This is a genomic window from Massilia sp. TS11 (genome assembly GCF_022012445.1).
Lineage (GTDB): Bacteria > Pseudomonadota > Gammaproteobacteria > Burkholderiales > Burkholderiaceae_D > Telluria.
In genome coordinates this window covers 277,156-301,561 of the sequence record NZ_JAKLTS010000004.1, presented here as the reverse complement: position 1 = coordinate 301,561, position 24,406 = coordinate 277,156, and the positions used below count along the sequence as shown (strand labels likewise).

Below are 24,406 nucleotides of genomic sequence, written 5' to 3'. Positions count from 1 at the left end.
GCGTATAATCGGTCCGTCCCGCAACCGGAGTGTGCCGATGGAACCGCAAGAGTCGTCCCTGATCCCGACCCTGACTTTCGAAGAGAATGAAGACCATCCGGTGTTTGGCACCCTGGTCGAACAGATTCTGCACCTGCTCAATTCGCGCCTGGTGTTCAGCGACATCCTGATCCACCAGAACAGCCCGCTGATGCTGCGCCAGCCGCGCGGCCTGGTGGCCGTGACCGATTCGCCGATCACGCGCGAGGAACTCGAGGAATTTTTCGAAGTCATCGAGCCGAACTGGCAGGAGCGCATTGCCGAGCGCGCCTTCGACCGGGCGATCGACCTGCACACGGCGCGCATCCGCGCCAACTGCTTTTCCTTCCAGGGCAAGAAGCGCCTCGGTTGCGTGATCCGCCGCTTTCCCAAGGAGCCGCTGGCGCTGGACACGCTCGGCCTGCACAAGGACGAGCTGGCCTTTGCCGAGCTGACCAGCGGCCTGGTCCTGATCATCGGCGACACCTGCCAGGGCAAGTCGACCACGATGGCGGCGATTCTCGACGCCATCAACCGCCAGCGCTCGGGCCACATCATCACGATCGAAGACCCGGTCGAGACCCTGATTCCTCAGCGCCGCTGCATCATCACCCAGCGCGAAGTGGGCGAGGATGCCGACGTCGAAAGCTATTACCTGGGCGCGCTCGACGCCCTGCGCGAGCGGCCGGACGTGATCATGATCGGTGAGATCCGCGACAGCCAGACGGCGATGGAGGCCCTGGCCCTGGCCGAGTCCGGCCCGCTGGTGCTGGCCACCCTGCATGCGCGCTCGACCGAACTGGGCCTGCAGAAGATGATGCGCCTGCTTGGCAACAGCGAGCCGCAGATGCAGGCCCTGGCGCATGCGCTGCGCGGCCTGCTGTGCCAGGCCCTGATTCCGGCCGCCGAGGGCAACCGCTATTTCCTGGCCACCGAATGCCTGACGCCGAGCCCGGCGGCCCAGCGCATGATCGAGTCGGCCAATTTCGCGGCCCTGCGTGGCCACCTGAATCTGCAGCGCGACCATGGCTGCCACACGATGAACAGCACGCTCGAGCATCTGCTGGCCGAACACAAGATCACGCTGGAGGCGGCGCGCGCCGCCACCACCGACCGGCTCGGTTTTGACGCGATGGTGTGAGCGGCTTCAGCTGCGCGTGGCCTGCCAGTGGCGGTACACGCGCAGGGCGACGTGGGCGTCGTCGGCGGCGTACAGGATCTGCTTGTCGCTCAGCACCGGCAGCGCCCAGTTGGTGGTGGTGATCTTCTTCGACTTCTGCATGTGCTGGCCGAAAAAGCGCGCCACGGCAACCTTGGCGCCGAGCAGGCTGCGCTTGTCGGGGCGCAGCTTGACGGCCAGGTCGGTCACGTTCTGGCATTCGATGCCGAGCTTGCTGCGCAGGCGTTTGATGTCGTCGTCCAGGCCAAAGCCGACTTTCACGATGTCGGGCGACTCGAGCAGCTGGCGCAGCCAGTCGGGGCTGGGGCCGCTGCCGACCTGGAACAGGTAGCAGGCTTCGTCCGTGGCCAGCTGCACCAGATGCGGGCCGGTCGAGGCCTCGCCCTTGGTGAAGGTCGGTTTCGACTCGGTGTCAAAGCCGATCGCGTCGCGCGCGCCGAGCTCGGCCAGGGCGGCGGCGGCCTGGGCCGGCGTCTTGATCAGGTGGCAGTGCGCCAGGTCCAGGCCCTGGTAGTCGGGCAGGCTATCGAAATCGATATCGATCATGCTCAGCGCTTGCGCGAGAACTTGGTCGCCAGCTGCTCCAGTTTTTCCTGGCGCTTCTGCGCCGCTTCCGCTTCGGCGGCGGCCGCCTTCTCGGCCTTGCGGCGCTCGGCGTCGGCCTTGAAGCGCTCCTTCAGCTGCTCGGCCGCGTGCTGGCGGTGCTCGGCCGGCACTTCGGCCGCCTGGCTGCCATCCAGATTGAAGCGGTGGGTGGCTTTCTCCATCGCGCGCAGATAACGCATCGAGCTGGTGTGGATACCCAGGGCGGCGCGCATCAGCTTGCGGTTCAGGTCCGGCAGCTTGTCGAGTAATTGTTTGTCAATGCCGATGGCCAGCGGCAGGCAGTCTTGAAATGCGGGGAATTGTTCTTGGAGTTGCTTGAGCAGGGCGCGCGCCGACAGGGCGGGCGTGGCGTGCTGCGGGGCCGGGCTGGTGTTGGTCATTGCAAACATGGGTCAAACGGGGAGCCGGAAGCATAGCATGCCGGCCGTGCAGATACCTACCCCCATGTGGCGGGAGCGGCGCTTTTCGTGTATCATCTTGGGCTTTGCTTGCAAAATCTCTGAGCGACATAGTCGCGAATGATATCGGTTATCAAGGATATTGATTATCGCGATATCTCGCGTTATGGCAGTATACCGGCCTGTCTCTCAAGCCCGTCCCAGTCAACGGGCTTTTTTTCGTTCTGACCAAAAAAATAAAGATGCCCTGACTGGGCACGCCCTTTTATTTGCCTTCGATGAAGAACACTCCCAAGACCCTGACCCTCTCCGCCAAGAAACCGCGCAAAAGCGCGTCCCTGGTTGTGCCGACCACGGCCACCACTGTGAAATTGGACGAGTCGGCCGTGCCCGTGACCAAGTCGCGCGCCCGTCTGACGGCCGCCAAGGCGGTCGAGGTGCAGCCGGTTGCCGTGGCCGTGGCCGTCGGCGGTACCGAGGGCGAGGCCGTGACGGTCAGCGCCACCGTGGTGCGCAAGCGTTCGCGCCTGGTGGTGGCCGCGCCGGCCGCGGAAGAAGCGGCCCCGGCCAAGCCGGCCCGTACGCGCAGCGTCAAGGCCAAGGCCGACGAGCCCACGGCCGCCCCGGTCGGCGCCCCGGCCCCGGTCAGCGCCACCACCGACGCCGCCGTGCTGGCCGCGATCGACACCTCGGGCTATGTGCTGCCGGGCGTGAAGGTGCCGGGCCGGCGCGGCCGCAAGCCGAGCGAATTCGTGCCCGAGAATGATGAAGTGGCGGCCCTGAACGCCGTCGAACGGGCCGAACTGAAGGCCGCCTCCAAGGCGCGCGAGCGCAAGGCCAAGGGCCTCGATGGCATGCTGGGCGACACCAATGTGTCCGAAGCCGACCTTGAGCGCCGCCGCCAGCAGATCAAGAACCTGATCAATCTGGGCAAGGAGCGCGGCTACCTGACCTACACCCAGATCAACGACCATCTGCCGGAAAACATCATCGATCCGGAAGCCATCGAAGGCATCATCGCGACCTTCAATGACATGGGCATCGCCGTCTACGAGCGCGCCCCGGACGCCGAAATCCTGCTGCTGTCGGACAATGTGCCGACCGCCACCAGCGACGATGAAGTCGAGGCTGCCGCCGCGACCGCGCTCTCGACCGTCGATTCCGACTTCGGCCGCACCACCGACCCGGTGCGCATGTATATGCGCGAGATGGGCGCCGTGGCCCTGCTGACGCGCGAAGGCGAGATTGAAATCGCCAAGCGCATCGAAGACGGCCTGAAAGACATGGTCCAGGCGATTTCGGCCTGCCCGACCACGATCAATGAAATCCTGATCCTGGCGCGCAAGATCGAAAAAGACGAAATGAAGATCGACGACGTCGTCGACGGCCTGGTCGATGAGGACGAGGTCGTGGCGCAGGCCGTGGTCCACGCCGACGACGACGAGGACGACGAGGACGACGAGGAAGAGGGCGATGCCGCCGGCGGCGCCGCCGGCTTCACGGCCGAACAGCTGGCCGCGCTGAAAGACGGCGCGATGGCCAAGTTCCATCTGATCGAAAAGGAATTCGACAAGATGCGCCGCGCCTTCGAGAAGGACGGCTACGGCTCCAAGGCCTATGTCAAGGCCCAGGAAGTGATTTCGAACGAGCTGCTCGGCATCCGCTTCACGGCCAAGGTCGTCGAAAAGCTGTGCGACACCCTGCGCGGCCAGATGGACGAAGTGCGCCAGATCGAAAAGGCCGTGCTGGCCCTGTGCGTGGACCGCTGCGGCATGCCGCGCGCCCACTTCATCAAGGTCTTCCCGGGCAATGAAACCAATCTGGACTGGGTCGAAGGCGAAGTCGCCGCCCATCTGCCCTACAGTGCCGTGCTGGGCCGCAACGTGCCCGCCATCCACGAGCTGCAGCGCAAGCTGATCGACCTGCAGGCGCGCGTGGCGATGCCCCTGGCCGACCTGCGCAAGATTAACAAGCAGATGGCGGCCGGCGAAAAGCGCGCGCGCGAAGCCAAGCGCGAAATGACCGTGGCCAACCTGCGCCTGGTGATTTCGATCGCCAAGAAATACATCAACCGCGGCCTGCAATTCCTCGACCTGATCCAGGAAGGCAATATCGGTCTGCTCAAGGCCGTCGACAAGTTCGAGTACCGGCGCGGCTATAAGTTCTCGACCTATGCGACCTGGTGGATCCGCCAGGCCATCACGCGGTCGATCGCCGACATGGCGCGCACGATCCGCGTGCCGGTGCACATGATCGAAACCATCAACAAGATGAACCGCATTTCGCGCCAGATCATGCAGGAAACCGGCGCCGAGCCCGACATGGCGACCCTGGCCGTGAAGATGGAAATGCCGGAATCGAAGGTGCGCGAGATCATGAAGATCGCCAAAGAGCCGATCTCGATGGAAACCCCGATGGGCGAGGACGGCGATTCGATGCTGGGCGACTTCATCGAAGACAATGCCACCCTGGCCCCGCTCGACGCGGCCCTGCATGCCTCGATGCGCAATGTGATCAAGGAAGTGCTGGACTCGCTGACCCCGCGCGAAGCCAAGGTGCTGCGCATGCGCTACGGCGTCGAGATGTCGAACGACCACACGCTGGAAGAGGTCGGCAAGCAGTTCGACGTCACCCGCGAACGCATCCGCCAGATCGAGGCCAAGGCCATGAGCAAGCTGCGCCAGCCCTCGCGCGCCGACAAGCTCAAAACCTTCCTGCACAACAACTAATTGCAGATAAGACGGCCCCGACGGGGCCGTTTTTATTTACAAATTGTTGCATATGCATACATATTGATAAAACAGCCATATTGCATTAGAATATGCGGCCCGGTCGAAGCCAAGGGTTTCCGCCTTCATCTGTTTTAATCAAAGGAAAAATAATGTTCAAGAAAATCGCCGTGGCCGCCGCGCTGGCCGTGATCGCATCGAGCACCTATGCCGCCGAGACCACCGGCTTCTACGTCGGCGCCCAAGTCGGCACCAGCAAGCTGGACGGCATCTCCGGCCACAAGTCCGCGTTCGGCGGCCTGGTCGGCTATGACTTCAACGACAACGTGGCGGTGGAACTCGGCTACGGCCGTCTGGCCTCGTTCAAGGTGTCGGGCGTGGACATCGACGCCGACCAGACCATCGTCTCGGTGCTGGGCAAGGCCCCGCTGGGCAATGGCCTGAGCGCCTACGGCCGTCTCGGCTACAACCGCCTGCACGTCGATGGCCGCTACATGGGCTTCTCGGCGGGCGACAGCGAGAACAAAGCCGTGTTCGGTGTCGGCATGGCCTACCAGTTCGCCCCGAATGTCGACGGCCGCATCGAGCTGCAGCGTCCGTCGAGCGACGTCAAGCTGCTGGCCATCGGCCTGAACTTCAAGTTCTAAGCCATTCCTTGCCGCGCAGATAAATCGGGGTCAGACCCCGATTTATCCGGGGCGCAAGTTTGAGGAGAACCGGGGGCAGACCCCGGTTTTTCTTTTTGGACCGTTCGTGTTGACGAACGCGACCGTCGCTTCCTAGACTGGGCGCATGGACCTTCTCGACGACATGCTGCGCATTCAGGCCGCCTATCCGCGCATCTACCACTGGTGCCACCGCGGCCAGCACCATTCCCAAGCCCCGGCCCAGACGCTGACCCAGCGCGACGCTGCCATCCTGGCCCATCTGGACACGGCCCGGCCCGTGGCCCAGGCCGATCTGGCGCGCCATCTGGGCATCGCCAAATCCACCATGTCGGAGGCGCTGCGCCACCTGGTCGCGGCCGGCTTTGTCGCGCAGCAGGAGCAGGCGCGCGCGCATCTGCTCGTGCTGACGGCGCAGGGGCGGGCGGCGATGGGCGCACATTCGGTGCTGGAGGCAGCGCCGCTCGCCCAACTGCTGGGCGCGCTGTCGGCGGAAGAACGGGCGCTGGCCGTGCGCGGACTGGAACTGCTGGCCGACGCCGGCTGGCGCCTGACGCAACAAACCAAGGAGACGCCATGATGCTGCTGTGGATAGCCGGCGGCCTCGCGCTGCTGCTGGCGGGGCTGGTGATCGTGGTCGGCGCGCTCCTGCCGTGCGCGCACACGACGACCCAGGAACGCCTGCTGGCCGCGCCGCCCGAGCGCGTGTGGGCGCTGATCCGTGCGGTCGACGCCTATCCGCGCTGGCGCAGCGGGGTGAAGGCGGTCACGGTCGATGGCCTGCGCTTTGTCGAGGATTCGAGACACGGCCAGATCGCTTATCGCCTGCAGGAGCGGGTCCCGGGCCGGCAGCTGTGCGCCACCATCGACGATCCGAGCCTGCCGTTCTCGGGCAGCTGGACCTATGTGCTGGACAGCGTCGGCGCCCAGACGCGCCTGCGCATCACCGAGCAGGGCGCCGTGCCGAATCCGGTGTTCCGATTTCTGTCGCGCTTCGTGTTCTCGCACGAGAAGACCCTGCGCACCTACCTCGACGACCTGCAACGTGCGCTGGAGAAAAATGGGGTCTGACCCCATTTTTTCTTTGGGCCAAAAAAAACGCATCCAGCGAACTGGATGCGCGAAGTAGGGTTGGGTTGCACCTGACAGGGGGCTGCAATTCCCTGCCCGATGTTCAGACCGGTCGCACCCGGTATAACTTGGGGCGATAGGTTCATTCTAGTGAGAAATTTGGGCGATTTTCTCTCCAAATCTCTCTTTCCCCTACTTATTTAGCCGGTATTGCGCAGGCCGGCGGCCACGCCGTTGATCGACAGGTGGATGCCGCGGTGCACGCGCTCGTCCTGGGCCTCCTGATTGGCCGCCGCCGCCCGGTGCCGGTGAATCAGCTCGACCTGCAGGTGGTTCAGCGGGTCGAGGTAGGCGAAGCGGTTCTGGATCGAACGCGCCAGCAGCGGGTTGGCGGCCAGGCGCTCGGTGTTGCCGGTCACCTGTTCGAGGCAGGCGATGGTCGTGCCATGCTCGGCCGCGATGCGCGCGAAGATGCGCTCGCGCAGGGCGGCGTCGGCCACCAGTTCGGCATAGCGCGAGGCGATCGCCAGGTCGGTCTTGGCCAGCACCATGTCCATGTTCGACAGCAGGGTGGCGAAGAACGGCCATTCGCGCGCCATGGCCTGCAGCGTGGCCAGCGCGCCGCCATCGGCGAGCCAGGACGACACGGCCGAGCCGAAACCGTACCAGCCCGGCAGCAGCAGGCGGCACTGGCCCCACGAGAAGCCCCAGGGAATCGCGCGCAGGTCTTCGATGCGGCGCGTCGACTTGCGCGAGGCCGGGCGCGAACCGAGGTTCAGCTCGGCGATCTCGGCGATCGGGGTGGCGGCAAAGAAGTAGTCGGTGAAGCCCGGGGTCTCGTAGACCAGGTCGCGGTAGGCGCGGTAGGCGCGCTGCGACAGCTCGGCCATCACGCTTTCGAACTGGGCCAGGCGGGCCGCGGCATCGCCTTCGCGCGCATGCGGCATCAGGCTCGCTTCGAGCGTGGCGGCCACCAGCAGCTCGAGATTGCGGCGCCCGATCTCGGGATTGGAGAACTTGGAGGCGATGATTTCACCCTGCTCGGTCAGGCGGATCTGGCCATTGACCGTGCCCTTGGGCTGGGCCAGGATGGCGTCGAACGAGGGGCCGCCGCCACGGCCGACGGTGCCGCCGCGGCCATGGAACAGGCGCAGCTTGATGCCGGTGCGCTCGAACAGCTGCACCAGGTTGATCTCGGCCTTGTACAGCTCCCAGTTCGAGGTCAGGAAGCCGCCGTCCTTGTTCGAGTCCGAATAGCCGAGCATGACTTCCTGCAGCAGCCCCTGCTGGGCGAGCAGGCGCTGCACGAGCGGCAGGGCCATGAAGGCTTCCATGATGGCGGCCGCGCGCTGCAGGTCGGGGATGGTCTCGAACAGGGGGATCACCATCAGGTCGAGCTGTTCGCCGCGCAGCAGACCGGTCTCGCGCTGCAGCAGCAGCACTTCGAGCAGGTCGGACACTTCTTCGGTGTGCGAGATGATGTAGTTGCGGATCGCGCGCGCGCCGTAGCGCTGGCGCACTTCGCGCGCCATGCGCAGGATGCTCAGTTCGCTTTCGGTTTCGGCCGAATAGGCGACATACGGCGACACCAGCAGGCGCGGCTGATTGAGCTCGCGCACCAGCAGGGCGGTCTTGGCCTCCTCGCTCAATTGCTCATAATCGGCTTCGACCCCGGCCTTGGCCAGCAGTTCCCCCAGCACGCGCGCATGCACGTCCGAGGTCTGGCGCATGTCGAGCGAGGCCAGGTGGAAGCCGAAGATGCCGACCGCGCGCCGCAGCGTGGCCAGGCGCGGCGCCACCAGCACGGCGCCATGGTGGCTGGCCAGCGAGGCGATCACAGTGTCGAGATCGGCGCCGAAGCCGGCCGGGTCGGCGTAGGGCTCGGCATGGCCGACTTCCTTGCGCAGAATATTGGTCGCGCCCAGGCTGCGCGCGGTGGCGGCCAGACGCGCGTAGATGCCGATCAGGGCGCGCCGGTAGGGCTCGTCGGCGCGGTGCGGCGACTGGTCGGGCGACTGCTCGGCCAGGGCCTGCAGGGCCGGGCTGCAGGCGACCATCAGGGTCGAGACCGATAGCTCGGCGCCGAGCGCGTGCACTTCGTCGAGGTAGAAATCGAAGATCGTGCTCGACTGGCGCACCAACGCGTGCTGCATGGTGCCGGCGTTGACGTTCGGGTTGCCGTCACGGTCGCCGCCGATCCAGCTGCCCATCTGCATGTAGGCATTGCCGGCGGGGCGCGCCACGCTGTCGCCGTAGTGTTCGCTCAGCTCTTCTTCGATGTCCTGGTACAGGGCCGGCAGCTCGCGCAGGAAGGTGATGCGGTAGTAGGACAGGGCGTTTTCGATCTCGTCGGCCACGGTCAGCTTGGAGTAGCGCAGCATGCGCGTCTGCCACAGCGTGGTGATGCGGGCCAGCAGCAGTTCGGTATTGCGGCGCAGTTCCTTGGGCGTCAGCGGCAGGTCGCGTTCGGCCAGCAGGCGCGCGATATCGTGCTCGGCGTCGAGAATCGACTTGCGCTGCACCTCGGTCGGGTGGGCCGTCAGCACCGGCGAAATCAGGGCTTCCTCGAAGAAGCGGCCGACCGTGGCGCCATCGACGCCGGCCTGTTTCAGGTGGTCGAGCGCATACGCGACCGAGCCGCGCTGCACGCCGGACCCGGCCAGCAGGTGGGCGCGGCGGCGCCGCACATGGTGCTGGTCTTCGGCGATATTGGCCAGATGCGAGAAGTAGGAGAAGGCGCGCACCACGCTGATGGTCTGCTGGCGCGTCAGCGTCGCCAGCATGGCATTGAGTTCTTCGCCCGCCTTGGCGTCGCCGCCGCGGCGAAAGCGCACGGCGGTCTGGCGGATCGTTTCGACGAGTTGGAAGACCAGTTCCCCTTCCTGGGCGCGCAGCACGTCGCCGAGCAGGCGGCCGAGCAGGCGGATGTCTTCTTTGAGCGGCGCGTCCTTATCGGCGCCGGGCGGCACAGCAGCGAGATTTACCATGTTGAACCAAATGTTTTAAGGATTGGTGCAATGGCTTGTGGCCACGGTCTGCAAAGAGGGTCGCGTGATAAAATGGATGGTCTTATCCACGGCCCGGTTAACTGACATTCGCCGGTTAGGGCTTGCGACAGTGAAAGAACTCGTTTTGAAACAGCCAACTCGATTAGTGATTGCTTCGCGGGAGAGCCGCTTGGCCATGTGGCAGGCCGAGCATGTTCGCGCGAAATTGGTGCAATTATATCCGCAGTGCAGCATTGAGATACTTGGAATGACCACGCGCGGCGATCAGATCCTCGACCGCGCCCTTTCCAAGGTCGGTGGTAAGGGCCTGTTTGTCAAGGAACTGGAAGTGGCGATGGCCGAAGGGCGCGCCGACCTGGCCGTGCATTCGCTCAAGGATGTGCCGATGGAATTGCCCGAAGGCTTCACGCTGGCCGCCGTGCTGGAGCGCGAAGATCCGCGCGATGCCTTTGTTTCTAATGACTTTTCCAGCCTCGACGACCTGCCGCCGGGGGCCGTGGTCGGCACCTCGAGCCTGCGCCGTCAGGCATTGATCAGCGCACGCTATCCGCACCTGGTCATTCAGCCGCTGCGCGGCAATCTGGACACCCGCCTGGGCAAGCTCGACCGTGGCGATTACGCGGCCATCATCCTGGCCGCGGCCGGCCTCAAACGGCTCGGTTTGCCGCACCGCATCAAATCGGTTTTAGCGCCCGAACGGAGCCTGCCGGCCGCCGGCCAGGGGGCGATGGCGATCGAGGTGCCGAGCGGGCGTCCCGAACTGCTCGACTGGCTGGCGCCGCTCAATGACGGCCCCACCGCGGCGGCCGTCACGGCCGAGCGCACCGTGTCGCGCGTGTTCGGCGGCAGCTGCCAGATTCCGCTGGCCGCCTTCGCCACCGTCGAGGCCGGCCAGATGCGCCTGCGCGCCATGGTCGCCACGCCCGATGGCCAGCGCGTCGCCAGTGCCGAGATCAGCGGTTCGGCGGACGCCCCCGAGGCCCTCGGCCAGCAGGTGTCGGCCCAGCTGCGCGCCCAGGATGCCGAGGCGATTCTGGCGGTCTGCCACAGCCAGACCGCCGCCGAGCATGGCTGATAGCGGCCTGCGCGCGGTGGTGGTGACCCGCCCGCGCGCCCAGGCCGGGGCACTGGTTGAGCTGCTGACCCAGGCCGGCCGCACGGCGCTTGTCTTCCCGCTGCTCGAGATCACGCCCCTGCCCGACGACAGCGCCCTGCGCGCGGCCCTGGCGCGCCTGGACGACTACGCGCTCGTGGCCTTCGTGTCGCCGAACGCGATCGAGGCCGCTTTTGCCGTCCAGCCCGACTGGCCGGCCAGCCTGCTGCTGGCCGTGGTGGGCGAGGGCAGCCGGCGCGCCCTGGCCGCGCACGGCAAGACGGACGCGAACGCGCGCATCGTCAGCCCGGCCGATCCGGCCCATTCCGATTCCGAACACCTGCTCCAGGCGCTCGACCTGGCGGCCCTGCGTGGCCAGCGCGCGCTGATCGTGCGCGGCGACGGCGGGCGCGAACTGCTGGCCGACAGCCTGCGCGCGGCCGGTCTGCAGGTCGACACCGTGGCCGCCTACCGGCGCGCCGTGCCCGCCATGAGCGCGGCCCTCGGACAGCAATTGCAAGCCCTGCTCGCGGGCGAACACGACTGGGTATTGACGAGCAGCGAGGCCGTGCGCGGTCTGGCTGGCCTGGCCGCCGCCCTCGGCGCGGAAGATGTGGCAAATCTGCAACGCCAGCACTTCATCGTGCCGCATGCCAGAATCGCAGAAACCGCGCAGGCATTGGGTTTGCGCCAAGTTCAGCTGTGCGGCTCAGGCGACGAACGCATACTTGCCGCGTTACAATCACGACCATGAACGAATTGCCCTCCCAAACGACCGAACCCACGCCGCCGCCGGCGGCTGCCGTGCCCCCCACCGAGGCTGCGCCGCCCGCGCCCGCCACCCCTGCGCTGCCGGACGAGGCCGACAAGGACTGGCTGCAGCGGCCGATGACGATCGCCGTCGGGGTGCTGTTCGTGCTGCTGGCCCTGCAGGCCTGGAACAGCCACAGCCGCATCAGCGGCCTGCGCGAAGACATGGCCAAGAGCCTCAAGCAGAATGAAGCCACGTCCGGCAGTACGCGCACACTGGCCAACCAGGTCAGCGAGCAGCTGAAGGAAGTGCAGGCCAAGGTGAATGTGCTCGACAGCCGCCAGACCGAAGCCCAGAGCCAGCAGCTGGCGCTCGAGCAGCTGTATCAGGATCTGTCGAAGAACCGTGACGAATGGGCGCTGGCCGAAATCGAGCAGGTGCTCTCGACCGCCAGCCAGCAGCTGCAACTGGCCGGCAATGTGCAGGGCGCGCTGATCGCGCTGCAGAACGCCGACCGTTCGCTGTCGCGCTCGGACCGGCCGCAGTTCATCACGATCCGGCGCGCCATCGCCAAGGACATGGACCGTCTGAAGGCCCTGCCGGCGGTCGACCTCAATGGTCTGGCCGTGCGCATCGACAATGTGATCGGCCAGATCGACAGCCTGCCCATGCTGGCCGACGACAAGCTGCCGGTGCCGGCCCCGCAGAATCTGGCGGCAGCGCCGCTCAAGCCCGCCGCCAAGGGCAAGCCGGGCACGCCGCCGCCGGCCCCGCCCGAGCCGAGCTGGAGCGACAAGGCCCGCACGATGTGGACCCAGTGGTCGAGCGAGACCTGGGCCGATGTGCGCGAGCTGATCCGCGTGCGTTCGGTGAACACGCCGGACGCGCTGCTGGTGGCGCCCGCGCAGGCCTATTTCGTGCGTGAAAACCTCAAGCTGCGCCTGTTGAACGCGCGCCTGGGCCTGCTGTCGCGCAACGAGGAAGCCTTCCGCGCCGACCTGGCCGCCGCCCAGGACACGCTCAACAAGTTCTTCGACACCAAGGCCAAGGCCACGCAGACGGCGCAAGCCATGCTCAAGCAGCTGCAGGGCAATAATCTGTCGATCGAGATGCCGACCCTGGCCGAGAGCCTGAACGCCGTGCGCAACTACAAAGCGAAGCCCTGAACCATGCGCCTCTTCCTTTGGTGTGTTCTGCTGATGGGCCTCGCCGTGGGCGTGGCCGTGACCATGTACTCGAACCCGGGCAATGTCATCTTTGTCTACCAGGGCAACCGGGTCGACATGTCGCTCAATCTGTTCGTGATGCTGGAGGCGGCCGGCTTCCTGGCCCTGTACATCCTGATCCGCGCGATCCGCAATACGATGAAGATGCCGGCGCGCGTGGCCGCCTACCGCCAGGCCAAGCGCGAGCGTGACAGCAACAAGGGCCTGCGCGACGCCCTCAAGGCCCTGTTCGAAGGCCGCTTCGGACATGCCGAAAAGGCCGCCGCCCGCGCCGCCGAGCTGCCCGAAAACGCCGGCGTGGCCGCCCTGATCGGCGCCCGTGCCGCGCACCGCATGCGCCAGCACGCGCGCCGCGATGGCTGGCTGGCCTCGGTCGCGCACGACAAGGCCCTGAGCACGGCGCGCCTGATGACCACGACCGAGCTGCTGATCGACGAGCACCAGCCCGAGCAGGCGCTGGCCGCCGTGGCCGAACTGAACGCCTCCGGCACGCGCCACATCCACGCGCTGCAGCTGTCGATGAAGGCCCACCAGCAGACCAAGAACTGGCCCGAAGTGCTGCGCCTGGTGCGCATGCTCGACAAGCACAAGGCCCTGCATCCGGCCCTGTCGGCGCGTCTGCGCGAGCTGTCCTACCAGTCGCTGCTGGACGACGCCAGCCACGACGCCCAGGCCATCGCCCGGGTCTGGTCGACGATTCCGACGGCCGACCGCGTCAAGCCCTATGTGGCGGCGCGCGCCGTGCAGGCCCTGGCCGCGCGCGGCCTGTTCGATGAAGCCCGTCTGGCCGCCGAGGAAGCCCTGGCCGCCGAGTGGGACGAGCGCGTCGTCAGCGCCTACCGCGAATGCGCGGCCCCGGCCGGTTCGCCGAGCCTGCTGGCCCAGATCGAGAAATGCGAGCAGTGGATCAAGGAGCGCCCGACCGACGCCGAACTGGCGCTGACCATCGGCGCGCTCTGTCTGCGCCAGAAACTCTGGGGCAAGGCCCAGCAGTATCTGGAGCAGGCCCTGTCGGACGCGAGTTCGGCCGACATGGTGCGCGACACCCATCTCAAGCTGGCCCAGCTGCATGAGGCCCTCAACCACCCGGACGAAGCGGCCCAGCATTACCGCCAGAGCGCGCTCGCCCAGCTGATCTGATCTGTTGCAACGCACAAAAGACGGGCGCTTCCGGCTATAATAGTCGGCATTGAAAAACCGTCAGCTACATTCAAGGAAATCATGAGCCTCAATAAAGTTTCTTCCGGCCGCGACGTGCCGAACGATTTCAACGTGATCATCGAAATCCCGATGAACGCCGACCCGATCAAGTACGAAGTGGACAAGGAATCGGGCGCCATCTTCGTCGACCGCTTCATGGGCACCGCCATGCACTATCCGTGCAACTACGGCTATGTGCCGAACACCATCGCCGATGATGGTGACCCGGTCGACGTGCTGGTGATCACCCCGTTCCCGCTGATCCCGGGTGTGGTGGTGCGCTGCCGCGCCATCGGCGTGCTGAAGATGACGGACGAAGCCGGCGGCGACGCCAAGGTGCTGGCCGTGCCGGTCGATAAGATCCTGCCGATCTACAGCCACTGGCAGAAGCCGGAAGACATGAACGAACTGCGCCTCAAGCAGATCCAGCACTTCTTCGAGCACTACAAGGACCTGGAAAAAGGCAAGTGGGTCAAGGTGGAAGGCTGGGGCGGCCCGGACGACGCCAAGGCCGAGATCCTGGCCGGTGTGGCCAACTTCAACAAGGCCGAGCAAGCCTGAGCGCTGCTGTCGTGCACCTAAAAAAACGGGCTGCCTGGGCAGCCCGTTTTGTTTTTCCGGCCTACCAGCCGATGTCCTTCAACAGCTCCTTGGTCAGGTCATACGGGCGCTTGACCGCGTGCCGCAGGTCGTCGTTGATGAAGGGCTCCATCAGCAGATTGCGGCGCGCCGCGTCCGTGTAGTGCGACACCGACGAGCCCTGGGCGAAGTAGGGCGGGGTGTACATCTGCACGCGTCCGGCGCGGTCGGCCCCGGCCAGGCGCTGCGGGTTGACGTTCAGATTGCCGGTCACCAGGGTGAAGAAGCGCGGACGCTTGGCCAGCAGGGCTTCGAGGCGCAGGCCGTCGTCGCGCGCCATGCGCACCGAGGGGATGGTGATGGCCGGGTCGCTGCCCGACATGCCGACCGCCGGCCCCGGCTGGTTGTCGACGACGATCATGCCGAGCGCCCCGGCCGCCTGCACATTCAGGGCCTTGGTGGTGAACGGACAGGTGCCGCGGTCGACCACGGCGATGCCGCCGCGCACGGCGATCGCGTTCACGTAGTCGAGCCGGGTGCAGGCCAGGCCGCGCCCGTCGGTCTGGTCGATCACGCGCTTGAGCTGGCCCTTGACCCCCTTGGCCGACAGGGGCGGGCCGAAGCTGGCGTCGCCGACTTCGTAGTCGCCGGCCAGATCGCGGTCGACCAGGCCGGAGATCGTCAGCCGCGGACTGGGCAGCAGCACTTCGGGCGCCGCCTGGTAGACCTGCTGGCCGGTCCAGACCAGACGCCCATTGCTGACGGCCGAGGCGACGCGCTCCTGCGCCGTCATGTTCACCCACAGCTTGCCGCAGTTGTTATCCATCAGGAAGTGATCCCAGACCGAGGGCATGCCGGCCAGGAAACTGCCGTCCTCGCCGTCCGTGAAATCCTGAAAGCCGAGGCCGTGGCCGAGTTCGTGCAGCAGCACGCTCACCAGATCGACCTGATTGCCGTGCTGGTTGTCCAGCCCCAGGTAGAAGCCATTGCCCGGCATGCAGTCGGGCCGCAGGCCGAGGTTGGCATTGAACACTGCCTCGATATGCGGGGTGTCGCTGTCGTTCAGGTCCTGGCCGGCCAGCTTGTCGGCCAGGGCCACCGGGTACCAGGTATCGGCTTTCGGCGCGTGGGCGAAATTGGCGTAGACCATGGTCGCCCCGGCCGCGCCCAGCACGGCGCTATTGGCCGTGCAGGCAAGCGGCTCGAAACTGGCGGCCACGCGGATCGGCACCTCGCTCTGCAGCTCGGCGCCCCAGACATTGGCCGCATGCTGGAAGGCGATCAGGCGCTGCTGGCCGAGCGTGGTGCCGGCGTTGCCGCCGACCGGGGCCGCCGGGGTCGGGTCGTTGAAGCCGATGCCGGGCGCATTGGTATTGATCACCTGGATGGTGGCGGCGCTGGCGCTGGCAAAGCTCAGGGCGGCGCCCAGAGCGAGCAGGACTTTAGCGGTCTTCATGGCGGGCCTCCGGCTGCTGGTGCACGGACTGGGTGGCGGCACCCTCGCCCTGCACACAGTGCTCGTGCAGCTGGCCGGCGCCATCGCGCTGGACCACCGAATACGAGAAGCGGCTGCGCCCGAGCGGGACGCGCTGGCTGCCGTCGCGGCGCAGCTCGGCGCGCGGCGGCTGGGGTTTGCTGGCCAGCATGGAGGCCTTGGACGTGGACTGGGCTTGCAGTTCGGCCATTTCAGCCGCGGTGGCAGCGCGCGTCTGGCCCGTGTCGGGGTCGCGCACCATGATCACTTGCTGGGCCGACGCCTGGGCGGCGAGCAAGGCGAGCAGGACGGGAGAGAGGAATTTCATAGCGCAAACTTTCGTCAATGCCAGTGGGATGGGGAACCCGTGCGCTGGCCGCGCGACGGCCATTCTCGCCTTTACGTTATGGCGAGAATGACAACGTCCGTTTGCGAATTGTCAGGGGTGCGGGAGGCTAGCGCGCACGCAGGCGGCCGACGATTCCGGCCGGGAAGAAGTAGACGGCGACGATGAACAGCAGACCCAGCCAGAGCAGCCAGCGGTCCGGCTGCAGGGCATTGGCCAGCAGCGGCAGGCTCGAGGCGGCTTCGGCCGCATGGCCCATCAGTTCCTTCAGATAGTTCTGGGCCAGGATGAACAGGGCGGCGCCGATCACGGCCCCGTACATCGTGCCCATGCCGCCGATGACGACGATCAGCAGGATGTCGGTCATGATCTCGAAGCCGAGCGTGGTCTTCGGCCCCACATAGCGCAGCCACAGGGCCATCAGGGCGCCGGCCAGGCAGGCCGCCAGGGCGCCGATGATATTCGCCCAGACGCGGTAGACCACGGTGCGGTAGCCGAGCGCCTCGGCGCGGAATTCGTTTTCGCGGATCGCCTGCAGCACCCGGCCGAACGGCGAATTGACCAGGCGCAGCAGGGCCAGGAAGATCAGCAAGGCGGCGCCGAACACCAGGTAGTAGGTGAGCAGCTTGCTGTCGCCGAGCGGGGCCGGCACGCTGAAGGTCTTGCCATCCTCGCCGCCGGTCAGGTCCGACAGCTGCGAGGCCAGCACCGCGAAGGTGGAGGCCACGGCCAGCGTGATCATGGCGTAGAAGATGGCGCGCACGCGCAGCGCGAACAGGCCGATGACCAGGGCCAGCAGCAGGCTCAGGACCAGGGCCGCGACCAGGCCGAGCGCCGCCTCGGTCCAGCCGGCGCCCTCGTCGGACAGGGCCAGGCCGACCCCGTAGGCGCCGATCCCGAAGAACATCGTGTGGGCGAAGGAGACGATGCCCGTATAGCCGAGCAGCAGATCGTAGGAGGCCACCAGCACGATGTAGATGCAGATGGTGGCGGCCGTATTCAGCGGGCGCGCGCCGCTGACCAGCCAGGGCGTGGCGGCCAGGCCGAACAGCACGATCAGCAGCAGGGCGCTCAGGGTACGGCTTTTCGGCAGGTCGCCGGAGAGCAGGGTGGTCAGCATCTTATTTCCTCATCAGGCCAGCCGGGCGCCAGAGCAGCACGGCGATCATCAGGATCACGTTCGACAGCAGGGCCAGTTTCGGCGCCAGGAAGCCGGCGTAGTTGGCGGTCAGGGCCATCAGCAGGGCGCCGATGAAGCAGCCGCCGATCGAACCGAGGCCGCCGATGATCACGGCAATGAACACCATCACCATCACTTCGCCGCCCATGCCGGCCGACAGGGTCTCCTTGTACAGGCCCCACATCACGCCACCGAGGCCGGCCAGGGCCGAACCGGCCGCGAACACGGCCACGAACAGGCGGCGGATGCGGTAGCCGAGGGCTTCGACCATCTCGCCGTTTTCGACACCGGCGCGTATCAAGAGGCCAAGGCGGGTGCGGTTCAGGGTCAGGGTCATGCCGAGGAAGACCAGCACGCCGACCACGATCGCCAGCAGCCGGTATTTTTCGATCGCCGCTTCGCCCACGATGAAGGCGCCGCGCAGGGTCGGCGGCAGCGGCAGCGGCAGCTGCTCGGGGCCGAACACGACCAGGATCAGCTGCTCGGCGACGATCATGCCACCCATGGTAATCAGGATCTGGCGCAGGTGCTGGCCATACACGGGGCGCACCAGCACCCGTTCGAAGGCCCAGCCGAGCAGGGCGGTGGCGGCCATGGCGCCGCCCACGGCCAGGCCCAGGGCGGCCAGATTGGCGCCCAGGGATTCGGCCTCCATCCAGCCATGCAGCGGCGCCAGCACCAGGGTGGCGGTGAAGGCGCCGACCGCGACGAAGGCGCCGTGGCCGAAATTGAGCACGTCCATCAGGCCGAACACCAGGGTCAGGCCGCTGGCCATAATGAAGATCATCATCCCCATCGCCAGACCGGCGACGGTGAGCGTGATCCAGGTCGGCAGGCTGCCGACCAGGGGCAGCATGGCCAGCATCAGCGCGGGCGCCAGCAGCAGCGGGGCCAGATCGCGCGGGGCGGCGGGCAGGGCTTGGTCCGTCATGTTTGCATCCTATTGGTGGGCGTCCAGGGCCAGGCCGAGCAGCTGCTCCTGCAGCGCGCGGTCGGCCGCCAGTGCGGCCATCGTGCCGCGGTGGACGATGCGGCCATCGTCCATCACGGCGACGGTGTCGCCGAGCTGGCGCACGAAATTGAAGTTCTGTTCGACCAGCAGGATCGTGGTCTGCTCCTTCAGCTGGCGGAAGGCCTCGAGCAGCTTGAGCACGATGGCCGGGGACAGGCCCTTGGTCGGTTCGTCCACCAGCAGCAGGGCGCGCGGCTCGATGATGGCGCGCGCGATCGCGACCATCTGCTTCTGGCCGCCCGACAGATTGCCGGCCTGCGCATGCCAGAAGGTCTTCAGGGCCGGGAAGAAGCTGAAGATCCAGTCCAGGCGCGCGCTGTCGATGGCGCCGGCACGCGCGGCCAGCACCAGGTTCTCGCGCACGGTCAGCTGGCCGAATACGGCCATCGACTCGGGCACGTAGGCGATGCCCGCCTGGGCGATGGCCGGCGTGTCCAGGCCGCGCAGCGAACGGCCGTCGAAGCGCAGTTCGCCGGCGCTGGCGCGCCACAGGCCCATGATGGTGCGCAGGGTGGTGGTCTTGCCGGCGCCGTTACGGCCCAGCAGCACGGTGATGCCGCCGCGCGGCACCTCCAGGTCCACCCCTTGCAGGATGTGGTAATCGCCGATGTGGGTGTGCACACCGGTCAGCGAAAGCAGGGCGTCAGACATCGGCGGCGACTCCAAGATAGGCTTCCTGCACGATCGGCATGGCCATCACGTCGGCCGGGGCGCCGTCGGCCACCAGGCTGCCGTGGTGCAGGACGATGATGCGGTCGGCCAGGGCGCGCACCACATCCATCTTGTGCTCGACCAGGAGCACGGTTTTCGAGCTGTCGGCCTTGACCTGGTGGATCAGGTCGAGCACGACCGGCACTTCATCGACGCTCATGCCGGCGGTCGGCTCGTCGAACATCAGCACCGCCGGTTCGAGCGCGAGCAGGATCGCCACTTCGAGCTTGCGCTTGTCGCCATGGGGCAGGGCGGCCACGGCCTGGTCGCGCCGGCCGATCAGGGCCACGCGCTCCAGATAGTATTCGGCCTTCTCGATCAGTTCGCGGTGCTGGAACCAGATCGACCACATGTTCAGACCGAGACCGGCGCGCGCCTGCACGGCCAGGCGCACGTTCTCCATTACCGACAGATGCGGGAACAGATTGGTGAGCTGGAAGGCGCGCCCGATGCCGCGCCGGGCGCGTCCGGCCGCCGACAGCGCCGTGATGTCTTCGCCGAACAGCTGGACCTGGCCGGCGCTGGCCGGCAGCTGGCCCGAGATCAGGTTGAAGAAGGTGGTCTTGCCGGCCCCGTTCGGGCCGACGATCACGGTCAGTTCGCCGGGCCGGAACGCGGCGCTCACGCCGTTGACGGCCACATGGCCGCCAAAGCGGATCGTCAGGTCGTGGGTGGCGAGCGAGGGATGGCTCATCGTTTGTTCTTGATCGGCAGCGGCAGTTCGGCGGCGGGAATCTCACGCACCAGTTCCAGCAGGTCCCATTCGTTCTTCTGGTCCTTCTTGATGCGGAAGTGGTACATCGGCTGCAGCGATTGGTGGTCTTCCTTGCGGAACTTGGCCTTGCCCTTGGGCGTGTCGTACTCCATGCCTTCCAGCGTGGCGATCAGCTTTTCGGTGTCGGCGCTGCCGGCCTTGCTCAGGGCCGTGACGACGGCACTGGCGGCGGCGAAGCCACCGGCCGTGAACATGTCGGGCGGGGCCTTGAAGCGCTTGGTGTGCTCGGCCACGAACCAGTCGTTCATCGGGTTCTTGGGGAAGCCGTAGTAGTAAGTGATCGTGCCTTCGGTGCCGGCATAGGCCTTCCAGGTTTTCAGCACCGGCAGGATATTGCCGCCCGGGGCGAGCGTGATGCCATAGCGCTCGGGGCGCATATCGGCGATCTTGTTCATCGGGTTCGGGCCGGCCCAGGCGATCGCCAGCACGCGCGGCTGCGGCTTGTCCTTGAGGGCGTCGAACAGGCGCTGGGCCGAGGCGGTGAAGTCGGTGGCGGCCGGCGCGGCGTACTCTTCGTGCACGACCTTGGCCTTGCTGCCGGTGGCGGCCAGGGCCTCCTTGGCGGCCTTCACGCCGTCTTTGCCGAAGGCGTTATCCTGGGTCAGAAAGCCCACGCTGCCGCTCTTGAAGGTGGAGGCGGCGGCCAGGCCGTCCTGCATCGAGCTGCGCGCCGTGCGGAAGATATAGCGGTTCCATTTTTCGGCCGTGATGGCGTCGGCCACGGCCGGCTCCACGATCAGCACTTTCTTGTGTTCGGCGGCCACCGGCAGCATCGCCAGCGCCGAGCCGGACGAGGAGGTGCCGACTGCGATGTCGACCTTGTCGTCGCCATAGGCTTCGGCCAGCAGGGTGCGGCCCAGGTCGGGCTTGGACTGGTCGTCCTTGACGATGACTTTCAGCTTGTGGCCATTGACTGTCATGGTCCCCTTGGTCAGGTATTCCAGACCGAGCATGAAGCCGGTTTCGGTCTCGCGCGCATACGGTTCCAGCGCGCCGGTCTTGCCGGTGATGAGGGCGATCTTGTAGTCCTGGGCGCTGGCCAGCACAGGGCCGAGCGCGAGCAGCAGGGGCAGCAGTTTTTTCATGAGTGTCTCCGTTAGATCGACAGGCCGCCCGTGACTTCGAGCGTGGCGCCATTAATGTAGCTGGCTTCGGAAGAAAGCAGGAAGACCACGGCCGCGGCGATTTCGCGCGGTTGGCCGAGGCGTTTTTGCGGCACCTGGGCCAGCATCGCATCGATCACCTTGGGCGGCATCGAGGCGAGGATCGGGGTTTCGACAAAGCCCGGGCAGATCGCATTGCTGCGCACGCCCTTGCGGCCCAGTTCACGCGCCCAGGTCTTGTTCATGCCGAGCACACCGGCCTTGGCGGCGGCGTAATTGGTCTGGCCGAAATTGCCGGACAGGCCGACGATCGACGAGATATTGACGATCGCGCCGTGGCTGTCGATCAGTGCGTCGACGCAGGCGCGCGTGCAGTTGAACACGCCCTTGAGGTTGATGTCGATGACGCGGTCCCACTGGGCCTCGCTCATCTTGGTCAGCTGGGCATCGGCCACCACGCCGGCGTTATTGACCAGGCCATCGATGCTGCCGAAGCGCTCCAGCGTGGCCTTGGCCGCGGCCTGCACGGCCGCCAGGTCCGACACGTCGACCACGAAGGACGAGGTTTCGGCGCGCGGCGCGACGGCGGCCAGGCGTTCGATGGCATTGGCCAGGCCGTCGGCCTGATAGTCCCAGAGCGCGACCTTGGCCCCGTTCTCGGCGCAGCGGCTGGCGATGGCCAGACCGATGCCCTGGGCGGCGCCGGTGACGACGATGGTTTTCCCTGCGAGGTTCATGCTTGTCCTTACACTTAATCGACTTTGGCGAGGAAGGCGGCCAGCGCGGCCTGCACTTCCGGTTCATTCAGCATCGGCGCGTGGCCCACCTCGGGCACGTCCACCACTTCCAGCGTGGGCGCCAACTTGCGCATCATGGCGACTTGCGGCGCTTCGATCAAGTCCGACAGCAGACCGCGCACCAGCATGGTCGGGCGTTTATTGGCCAGGCGCTTGAAGGCGTAGCGCGCGATGAAGGAGGTCGGCTTGAGCTTCCCGGTGCGCACCGGCAGGGCGATGTTCGGGTCGTAGCGCATGGCCAGCTCGCCGTTTTCCTTCTGGACGAAGGCGCGCCGGGTCCAGCGCATCCATTCGTCCATGCTGTTGTTGGGGAAGGCGTAGCTGTTGATATTGGCCGTGTACTGGGCCGCTTCCTCCCAGCTGGTGAAGGCCTCGCCGCGCCCGGCGTAACCGGCGATGCGGGTCAGGCCGCGCACCGAGATGGCCGGGCCGACGTCGTTCAGCACGGCCGCGGCGATCAGCTTCGAGTGCTTGAGCGCGACCGTCATCGTGATCAGGCCGCCCATCGAGGTGCCGATAAAGACGGCGCGTTCGATGCCCAGGTCGTGGGCCAGCTTGGCCACGTCGTCGGCGTACACGGGCGGCACGTAGTGGGCCGGATCGGGATCGTAGTCGGAGAAGCCGCGCCCGCGCACGTCGACCGCGATCACGCGCCGGCCCTGGGCCGCAATCCACGGCGCCACGTCTTCGAAGTCGGCCGAATTGCGGGTCAGGCCGTGGATGCAGATCACGGGCAGTTTCGCCTCGCCGCCGTGGCCCGGATAGTCGCGGGCATACAGGCGCAGGCCATCACGGCTGGTATAGCGCAGTTCGTAGAAGTCGGTCACGATCATCGGCCCTTACAGGTGTGTGTTGGCGCGCAGTGTGCGCGATTTGGACAGGGCCCGGAAGACCAGGCCATGCCCGCCCAATGTGCACGGATGCACAGATTCAGATGGCGCGCCCATGGCCCGCCCAAAATGCTTCGCGCAGTTCGCGCTTGAGGATCTTGCCGGCCGCGCTGCGCGGCAGCTGCGCATGGATGGCCAGCCGCGCCAGGCGCTGGTAGCGTGCGCCGACGCGCGCATTGACCCAGGCGCGCAGTTCTTCGGCGTCGGCGCTGGCGCCCGGCTTGAGCTGGACGGCGGCCATCGGCGTCTCGCCCCATTTCTCATCGGGGATGCCGAAGACCACGGCCTCCAGCACGGCCGGATGGTGCGCGATCACTTCCTCGATGTCGCGCGGGTAGACCTTTACGCCGCCCGAGTCGATCATGTCCTTCTTGCGGTCGACCAGATACAGGAAGCCGTCCTGGTCGACATAGCCAAGGTCGCCCGTCATCAGCCAGCCGTCGCGCAGGGTCTGGGCGGTCAGCTCCGGCTTGCCGTAGTAGCCGGCCATCAGAAACGGGCCGCGTCCGGCGATCTCGCCGACCGTGCCGGCCGCCACCGGCTGGCCCGCCTCGTCGACGATGCGCAGTTCGAAGAAGGGCGGCGGCAGGCCGACCGAGCCGCGCTTGCGCACGGCGTCGACCTTGTCGAGGATGGTGACGAAGCCCTCGGTCAGTCCATACAGTTCGTGCAGGCGATCGGGCAGCACCTGCTGCAGCTTCTCCTTGTGCGCCAGCGGCAGCGGCGCGCCGAGCGAGACCAGCACGCGCAGCGAGGCCAGACGGGTCGGATCGAAGCCCGGCTGTTCGAGAATCGCCGCGATCTGCGAGGGCACCAGCATCGTGTGGGTCACGCCTTCGCGTTCGACCGTGTCGATAAAGGCGGCCGGATCAAAGGCCGAATGCAGGATGAAGGCGGCGCCGCACATCAGGGCCGGCAGCAGGGTGACGAAGGCGCCGTTGAATACCAGCGCGCCCGTGTGCAGGGCGACCGACTGGGCGTCCATGCGCCAGGCATTGGCCAGCAGCGTGCAGTAGTGGGCGCGGATGCGGTGGGTCAAGACGATGCCCTTGGGCAGACCGGTGGTGCCGCTGGTGTACATGATGTTGAAGACATCGTCGGGCGCCAGCGCGGCCGGGACCTGCTGGTCTGCGCAGCCGGCCACGAAGGCGGCGTAGTCGTCTTCCACACCGACCAGCACGGCCGCGCTGCCGGCGCAGGCTTCCTGCACGGCGGCCTGGCTGGCCGCGTTGTAGAACACCACGCGCGGGGCGGCGTCCGCCAGCAGGGTGCGCAGGCCGCTGGCCGTTAGCAGCGGCGACAGCGGCACCGCCACCGCGCCCAGGCGCGCGCAGGCCCAGTAGACGTCGACCAGTTCGACGCAGTTGGTCAATACGGTGACCACGCGCGCGCCATGACCGACACCGGCGCGTTCCAGCGCCAGGGCCAGGCGCGCCGTGCGCGCATTGAGGCCGGCCCAGTCGTGCCAGGCGCCGCTGGCCCACAGGGCGCGCGCGCCCGGCCGGTAGCGCGCGTGGTGCGCCACCAGGGCGCCGATGTGCAGACTATCCAAGCCGCCTCTCCCTCAAAACATTGCCAGTGGTGTGTGCGCTGA

Annotated in this window: 23 protein-coding genes; 10 read left to right on the top strand and 13 right to left on the bottom strand. The window is 66.7% G+C overall.

What is annotated here, in order from left to right; all coding sequences use genetic code 11:
* Positions 1–37: 37 nt before the first annotated feature.
* Complete coding sequence (locus tag LZ005_RS08605; protein ID WP_237806680.1) at positions 38–1,159, top strand: type IV pilus twitching motility protein PilT; 1,122 nt, start codon at positions 38–40, stop codon at positions 1,157–1,159.
* Positions 1,160–1,165: 6 nt separating this feature from the next.
* Here LZ005_RS08605 and LZ005_RS08600 read toward each other — a convergent pair whose 3' ends face one another.
* Positions 1,166–1,744, bottom strand: coding sequence for a 3'-5' exonuclease (locus tag LZ005_RS08600; protein ID WP_237806678.1), 579 nt, complete (start codon positions 1,742–1,744; stop codon positions 1,166–1,168).
* A 2-nt stretch (positions 1,745–1,746) separates the two neighbouring features.
* Positions 1,747–2,184 carry a ProQ/FINO family protein gene (locus LZ005_RS08595; protein WP_373889314.1) on the bottom strand — a complete coding sequence of 146 codons (438 nt, stop codon included), beginning with the start codon at positions 2,182–2,184 and terminating at the stop codon, positions 1,747–1,749.
* 296 nt (positions 2,185–2,480) lie between these two features.
* On the opposite strand from LZ005_RS08595, the gene rpoD reads away from it, so the two are divergent.
* The 4 genes from rpoD to LZ005_RS08575 all read left to right on the top strand — a co-directional run bounded on the left by rpoD (position 2,481) and on the right by LZ005_RS08575 (position 6,667).
* Positions 2,481–4,931 (top strand): RNA polymerase sigma factor RpoD, encoded by a 2,451-nt coding sequence (gene rpoD, locus LZ005_RS08590; protein WP_237806675.1) that lies wholly within the window; start codon positions 2,481–2,483, stop codon positions 4,929–4,931.
* 152 nt (positions 4,932–5,083) lie between these two features.
* Positions 5,084–5,578, top strand: a complete 495-nt coding sequence (locus LZ005_RS08585; RefSeq protein ID WP_237806673.1) for an outer membrane beta-barrel protein — start codon at positions 5,084–5,086, stop codon at positions 5,576–5,578.
* 145 nt (positions 5,579–5,723) lie between these two features.
* Positions 5,724–6,176 (top strand): MarR family winged helix-turn-helix transcriptional regulator, encoded by a 453-nt coding sequence (locus LZ005_RS08580; RefSeq protein WP_237806671.1) that lies wholly within the window; start codon positions 5,724–5,726, stop codon positions 6,174–6,176.
* Positions 6,176–6,667, top strand: coding sequence for an SRPBCC family protein (locus tag LZ005_RS08575; protein ID WP_237806669.1), 492 nt, complete (start codon positions 6,176–6,178; stop codon positions 6,665–6,667). Before LZ005_RS08580 ends, LZ005_RS08575 begins: the two co-directional genes overlap by 1 nt.
* A gap of 200 nt (positions 6,668–6,867) precedes the next feature.
* Here LZ005_RS08575 and ppc read toward each other — a convergent pair whose 3' ends face one another.
* Positions 6,868–9,654, bottom strand: coding sequence for a phosphoenolpyruvate carboxylase (gene ppc, locus LZ005_RS08570; RefSeq protein ID WP_237806667.1), 2,787 nt, complete (start codon positions 9,652–9,654; stop codon positions 6,868–6,870).
* 76 nt (positions 9,655–9,730) lie between these two features.
* Between ppc and hemC the strand changes: the two genes are divergently transcribed.
* The 5 genes from hemC to ppa all read left to right on the top strand — a co-directional run bounded on the left by hemC (position 9,731) and on the right by ppa (position 14,506).
* Entirely contained in the window at positions 9,731–10,750 is a 1,020-nt protein-coding gene (hemC, locus tag LZ005_RS08565) for a hydroxymethylbilane synthase (RefSeq protein ID WP_269106616.1), read from the top strand.
* The gene (locus LZ005_RS08560) at positions 10,743–11,522 is read left to right on the top strand and encodes a uroporphyrinogen-III synthase (RefSeq protein ID WP_237806665.1); all 780 of its coding nucleotides are present in this window, start codon (positions 10,743–10,745) and stop codon (positions 11,520–11,522) included. The genes hemC and LZ005_RS08560 overlap by 8 nt, the downstream gene beginning before the upstream one ends.
* Positions 11,519–12,685, top strand: a complete 1,167-nt coding sequence (locus LZ005_RS08555; protein WP_237806663.1) for a uroporphyrinogen-III C-methyltransferase — start codon at positions 11,519–11,521, stop codon at positions 12,683–12,685. The genes LZ005_RS08560 and LZ005_RS08555 overlap by 4 nt, the downstream gene beginning before the upstream one ends.
* 3 nt (positions 12,686–12,688) lie before the next feature.
* Positions 12,689–13,885 carry a heme biosynthesis HemY N-terminal domain-containing protein gene (locus LZ005_RS08550; protein ID WP_269106613.1) on the top strand — a complete coding sequence of 399 codons (1,197 nt, stop codon included), beginning with the start codon at positions 12,689–12,691 and terminating at the stop codon, positions 13,883–13,885.
* A gap of 81 nt (positions 13,886–13,966) precedes the next feature.
* Complete coding sequence (ppa, locus tag LZ005_RS08545) at positions 13,967–14,506, top strand: inorganic diphosphatase (RefSeq protein WP_237806661.1); 540 nt, start codon at positions 13,967–13,969, stop codon at positions 14,504–14,506.
* Between the two features lie 61 nt (positions 14,507–14,567).
* On the opposite strand, the gene LZ005_RS08540 is transcribed toward ppa, so the two are convergent.
* The 10 genes from LZ005_RS08540 to LZ005_RS08495 all read right to left on the bottom strand — a co-directional run bounded on the left by LZ005_RS08540 (position 14,568) and on the right by LZ005_RS08495 (position 24,364).
* Positions 14,568–15,980, bottom strand: a complete 1,413-nt coding sequence (locus tag LZ005_RS08540) for a PA domain-containing protein (protein WP_237806659.1) — start codon at positions 15,978–15,980, stop codon at positions 14,568–14,570.
* Positions 15,967–16,326 (bottom strand): post-PEP-CTERM-1 domain-containing protein, encoded by a 360-nt coding sequence (locus LZ005_RS08535; RefSeq protein WP_237806657.1) that lies wholly within the window; start codon positions 16,324–16,326, stop codon positions 15,967–15,969. Before LZ005_RS08535 ends, LZ005_RS08540 begins: the two co-directional genes overlap by 14 nt.
* A 127-nt stretch (positions 16,327–16,453) precedes the next feature.
* A complete protein-coding gene (locus LZ005_RS08530) occupies positions 16,454–17,464 on the bottom strand; it encodes a branched-chain amino acid ABC transporter permease (RefSeq protein WP_237806655.1) in 1,011 nt (336 codons plus the stop codon).
* 1 nt (position 17,465) lies between these two features.
* Entirely contained in the window at positions 17,466–18,455 is a 990-nt protein-coding gene (locus LZ005_RS08525) for a branched-chain amino acid ABC transporter permease (RefSeq protein WP_237806653.1), read from the bottom strand.
* A 9-nt stretch (positions 18,456–18,464) separates the two neighbouring features.
* The gene (locus LZ005_RS08520; protein WP_237806651.1) at positions 18,465–19,187 is read right to left on the bottom strand and encodes an ABC transporter ATP-binding protein; all 723 of its coding nucleotides are present in this window, start codon (positions 19,185–19,187) and stop codon (positions 18,465–18,467) included.
* Positions 19,180–19,941 (bottom strand): ABC transporter ATP-binding protein, encoded by a 762-nt coding sequence (locus LZ005_RS08515; protein ID WP_237806649.1) that lies wholly within the window; start codon positions 19,939–19,941, stop codon positions 19,180–19,182. Before LZ005_RS08515 ends, LZ005_RS08520 begins: the two co-directional genes overlap by 8 nt.
* Entirely contained in the window at positions 19,938–21,107 is a 1,170-nt protein-coding gene (locus LZ005_RS08510) for a substrate-binding domain-containing protein (protein ID WP_237806647.1), read from the bottom strand. The genes LZ005_RS08515 and LZ005_RS08510 overlap by 4 nt, the downstream gene beginning before the upstream one ends.
* A gap of 11 nt (positions 21,108–21,118) precedes the next feature.
* Complete coding sequence (gene fabG, locus LZ005_RS08505; protein WP_237806645.1) at positions 21,119–21,862, bottom strand: 3-oxoacyl-ACP reductase FabG; 744 nt, start codon at positions 21,860–21,862, stop codon at positions 21,119–21,121.
* A gap of 14 nt (positions 21,863–21,876) precedes the next feature.
* Positions 21,877–22,755 carry an alpha/beta fold hydrolase gene (locus tag LZ005_RS08500; RefSeq protein WP_237806643.1) on the bottom strand — a complete coding sequence of 293 codons (879 nt, stop codon included), beginning with the start codon at positions 22,753–22,755 and terminating at the stop codon, positions 21,877–21,879.
* A gap of 97 nt (positions 22,756–22,852) precedes the next feature.
* On the bottom strand, positions 22,853–24,364 hold the full coding sequence (locus LZ005_RS08495; protein WP_237806641.1) for a class I adenylate-forming enzyme family protein: 1,512 nt from the start codon (positions 24,362–24,364) through the stop codon (positions 22,853–22,855).
* Positions 24,365–24,406: the final 42 nt, after the last annotated feature.

Bases quoted from the DNA above. Each gene is read 5' to 3' on its own strand.
- LZ005_RS08605 (WP_237806680.1), top strand. From the start codon at position 38: ATGGAACCGCAAGAGTCGTCCCTGATCCCGACCCTGACTTTCGAAGAG.
- LZ005_RS08600 (WP_237806678.1), bottom strand. From the start codon at position 1,744: ATGATCGATATCGATTTCGATAGCCTGCCCGACTACCAGGGCCTGGAC.
- LZ005_RS08595 (WP_373889314.1), bottom strand. From the start codon at position 2,184: ATGACCAACACCAGCCCGGCCCCGCAGCACGCCACGCCCGCCCTGTCG.
- rpoD (WP_237806675.1), top strand. From the start codon at position 2,481: ATGAAGAACACTCCCAAGACCCTGACCCTCTCCGCCAAGAAACCGCGC.
- LZ005_RS08585 (WP_237806673.1), top strand. From the start codon at position 5,084: ATGTTCAAGAAAATCGCCGTGGCCGCCGCGCTGGCCGTGATCGCATCG.
- LZ005_RS08580 (WP_237806671.1), top strand. From the start codon at position 5,724: ATGGACCTTCTCGACGACATGCTGCGCATTCAGGCCGCCTATCCGCGC.
- LZ005_RS08575 (WP_237806669.1), top strand. From the start codon at position 6,176: ATGCTGCTGTGGATAGCCGGCGGCCTCGCGCTGCTGCTGGCGGGGCTG.
- ppc (WP_237806667.1), bottom strand. From the start codon at position 9,654: ATGGTAAATCTCGCTGCTGTGCCGCCCGGCGCCGATAAGGACGCGCCG.
- hemC (WP_269106616.1), top strand. From the start codon at position 9,731: ATGGTCTTATCCACGGCCCGGTTAACTGACATTCGCCGGTTAGGGCTT.
- LZ005_RS08560 (WP_237806665.1), top strand. From the start codon at position 10,743: ATGGCTGATAGCGGCCTGCGCGCGGTGGTGGTGACCCGCCCGCGCGCC.
- LZ005_RS08555 (WP_237806663.1), top strand. From the start codon at position 11,519: ATGAACGAATTGCCCTCCCAAACGACCGAACCCACGCCGCCGCCGGCG.
- LZ005_RS08550 (WP_269106613.1), top strand. From the start codon at position 12,689: ATGCGCCTCTTCCTTTGGTGTGTTCTGCTGATGGGCCTCGCCGTGGGC.
- ppa (WP_237806661.1), top strand. From the start codon at position 13,967: ATGAGCCTCAATAAAGTTTCTTCCGGCCGCGACGTGCCGAACGATTTC.
- LZ005_RS08540 (WP_237806659.1), bottom strand. From the start codon at position 15,980: ATGAAGACCGCTAAAGTCCTGCTCGCTCTGGGCGCCGCCCTGAGCTTT.
- LZ005_RS08535 (WP_237806657.1), bottom strand. From the start codon at position 16,326: ATGAAATTCCTCTCTCCCGTCCTGCTCGCCTTGCTCGCCGCCCAGGCG.
- LZ005_RS08530 (WP_237806655.1), bottom strand. From the start codon at position 17,464: ATGCTGACCACCCTGCTCTCCGGCGACCTGCCGAAAAGCCGTACCCTG.
- LZ005_RS08525 (WP_237806653.1), bottom strand. From the start codon at position 18,455: ATGACGGACCAAGCCCTGCCCGCCGCCCCGCGCGATCTGGCCCCGCTG.
- LZ005_RS08520 (WP_237806651.1), bottom strand. From the start codon at position 19,187: ATGTCTGACGCCCTGCTTTCGCTGACCGGTGTGCACACCCACATCGGC.
- LZ005_RS08515 (WP_237806649.1), bottom strand. From the start codon at position 19,941: ATGAGCCATCCCTCGCTCGCCACCCACGACCTGACGATCCGCTTTGGC.
- LZ005_RS08510 (WP_237806647.1), bottom strand. From the start codon at position 21,107: ATGAAAAAACTGCTGCCCCTGCTGCTCGCGCTCGGCCCTGTGCTGGCC.
- fabG (WP_237806645.1), bottom strand. From the start codon at position 21,862: ATGAACCTCGCAGGGAAAACCATCGTCGTCACCGGCGCCGCCCAGGGC.
- LZ005_RS08500 (WP_237806643.1), bottom strand. From the start codon at position 22,755: ATGATCGTGACCGACTTCTACGAACTGCGCTATACCAGCCGTGATGGC.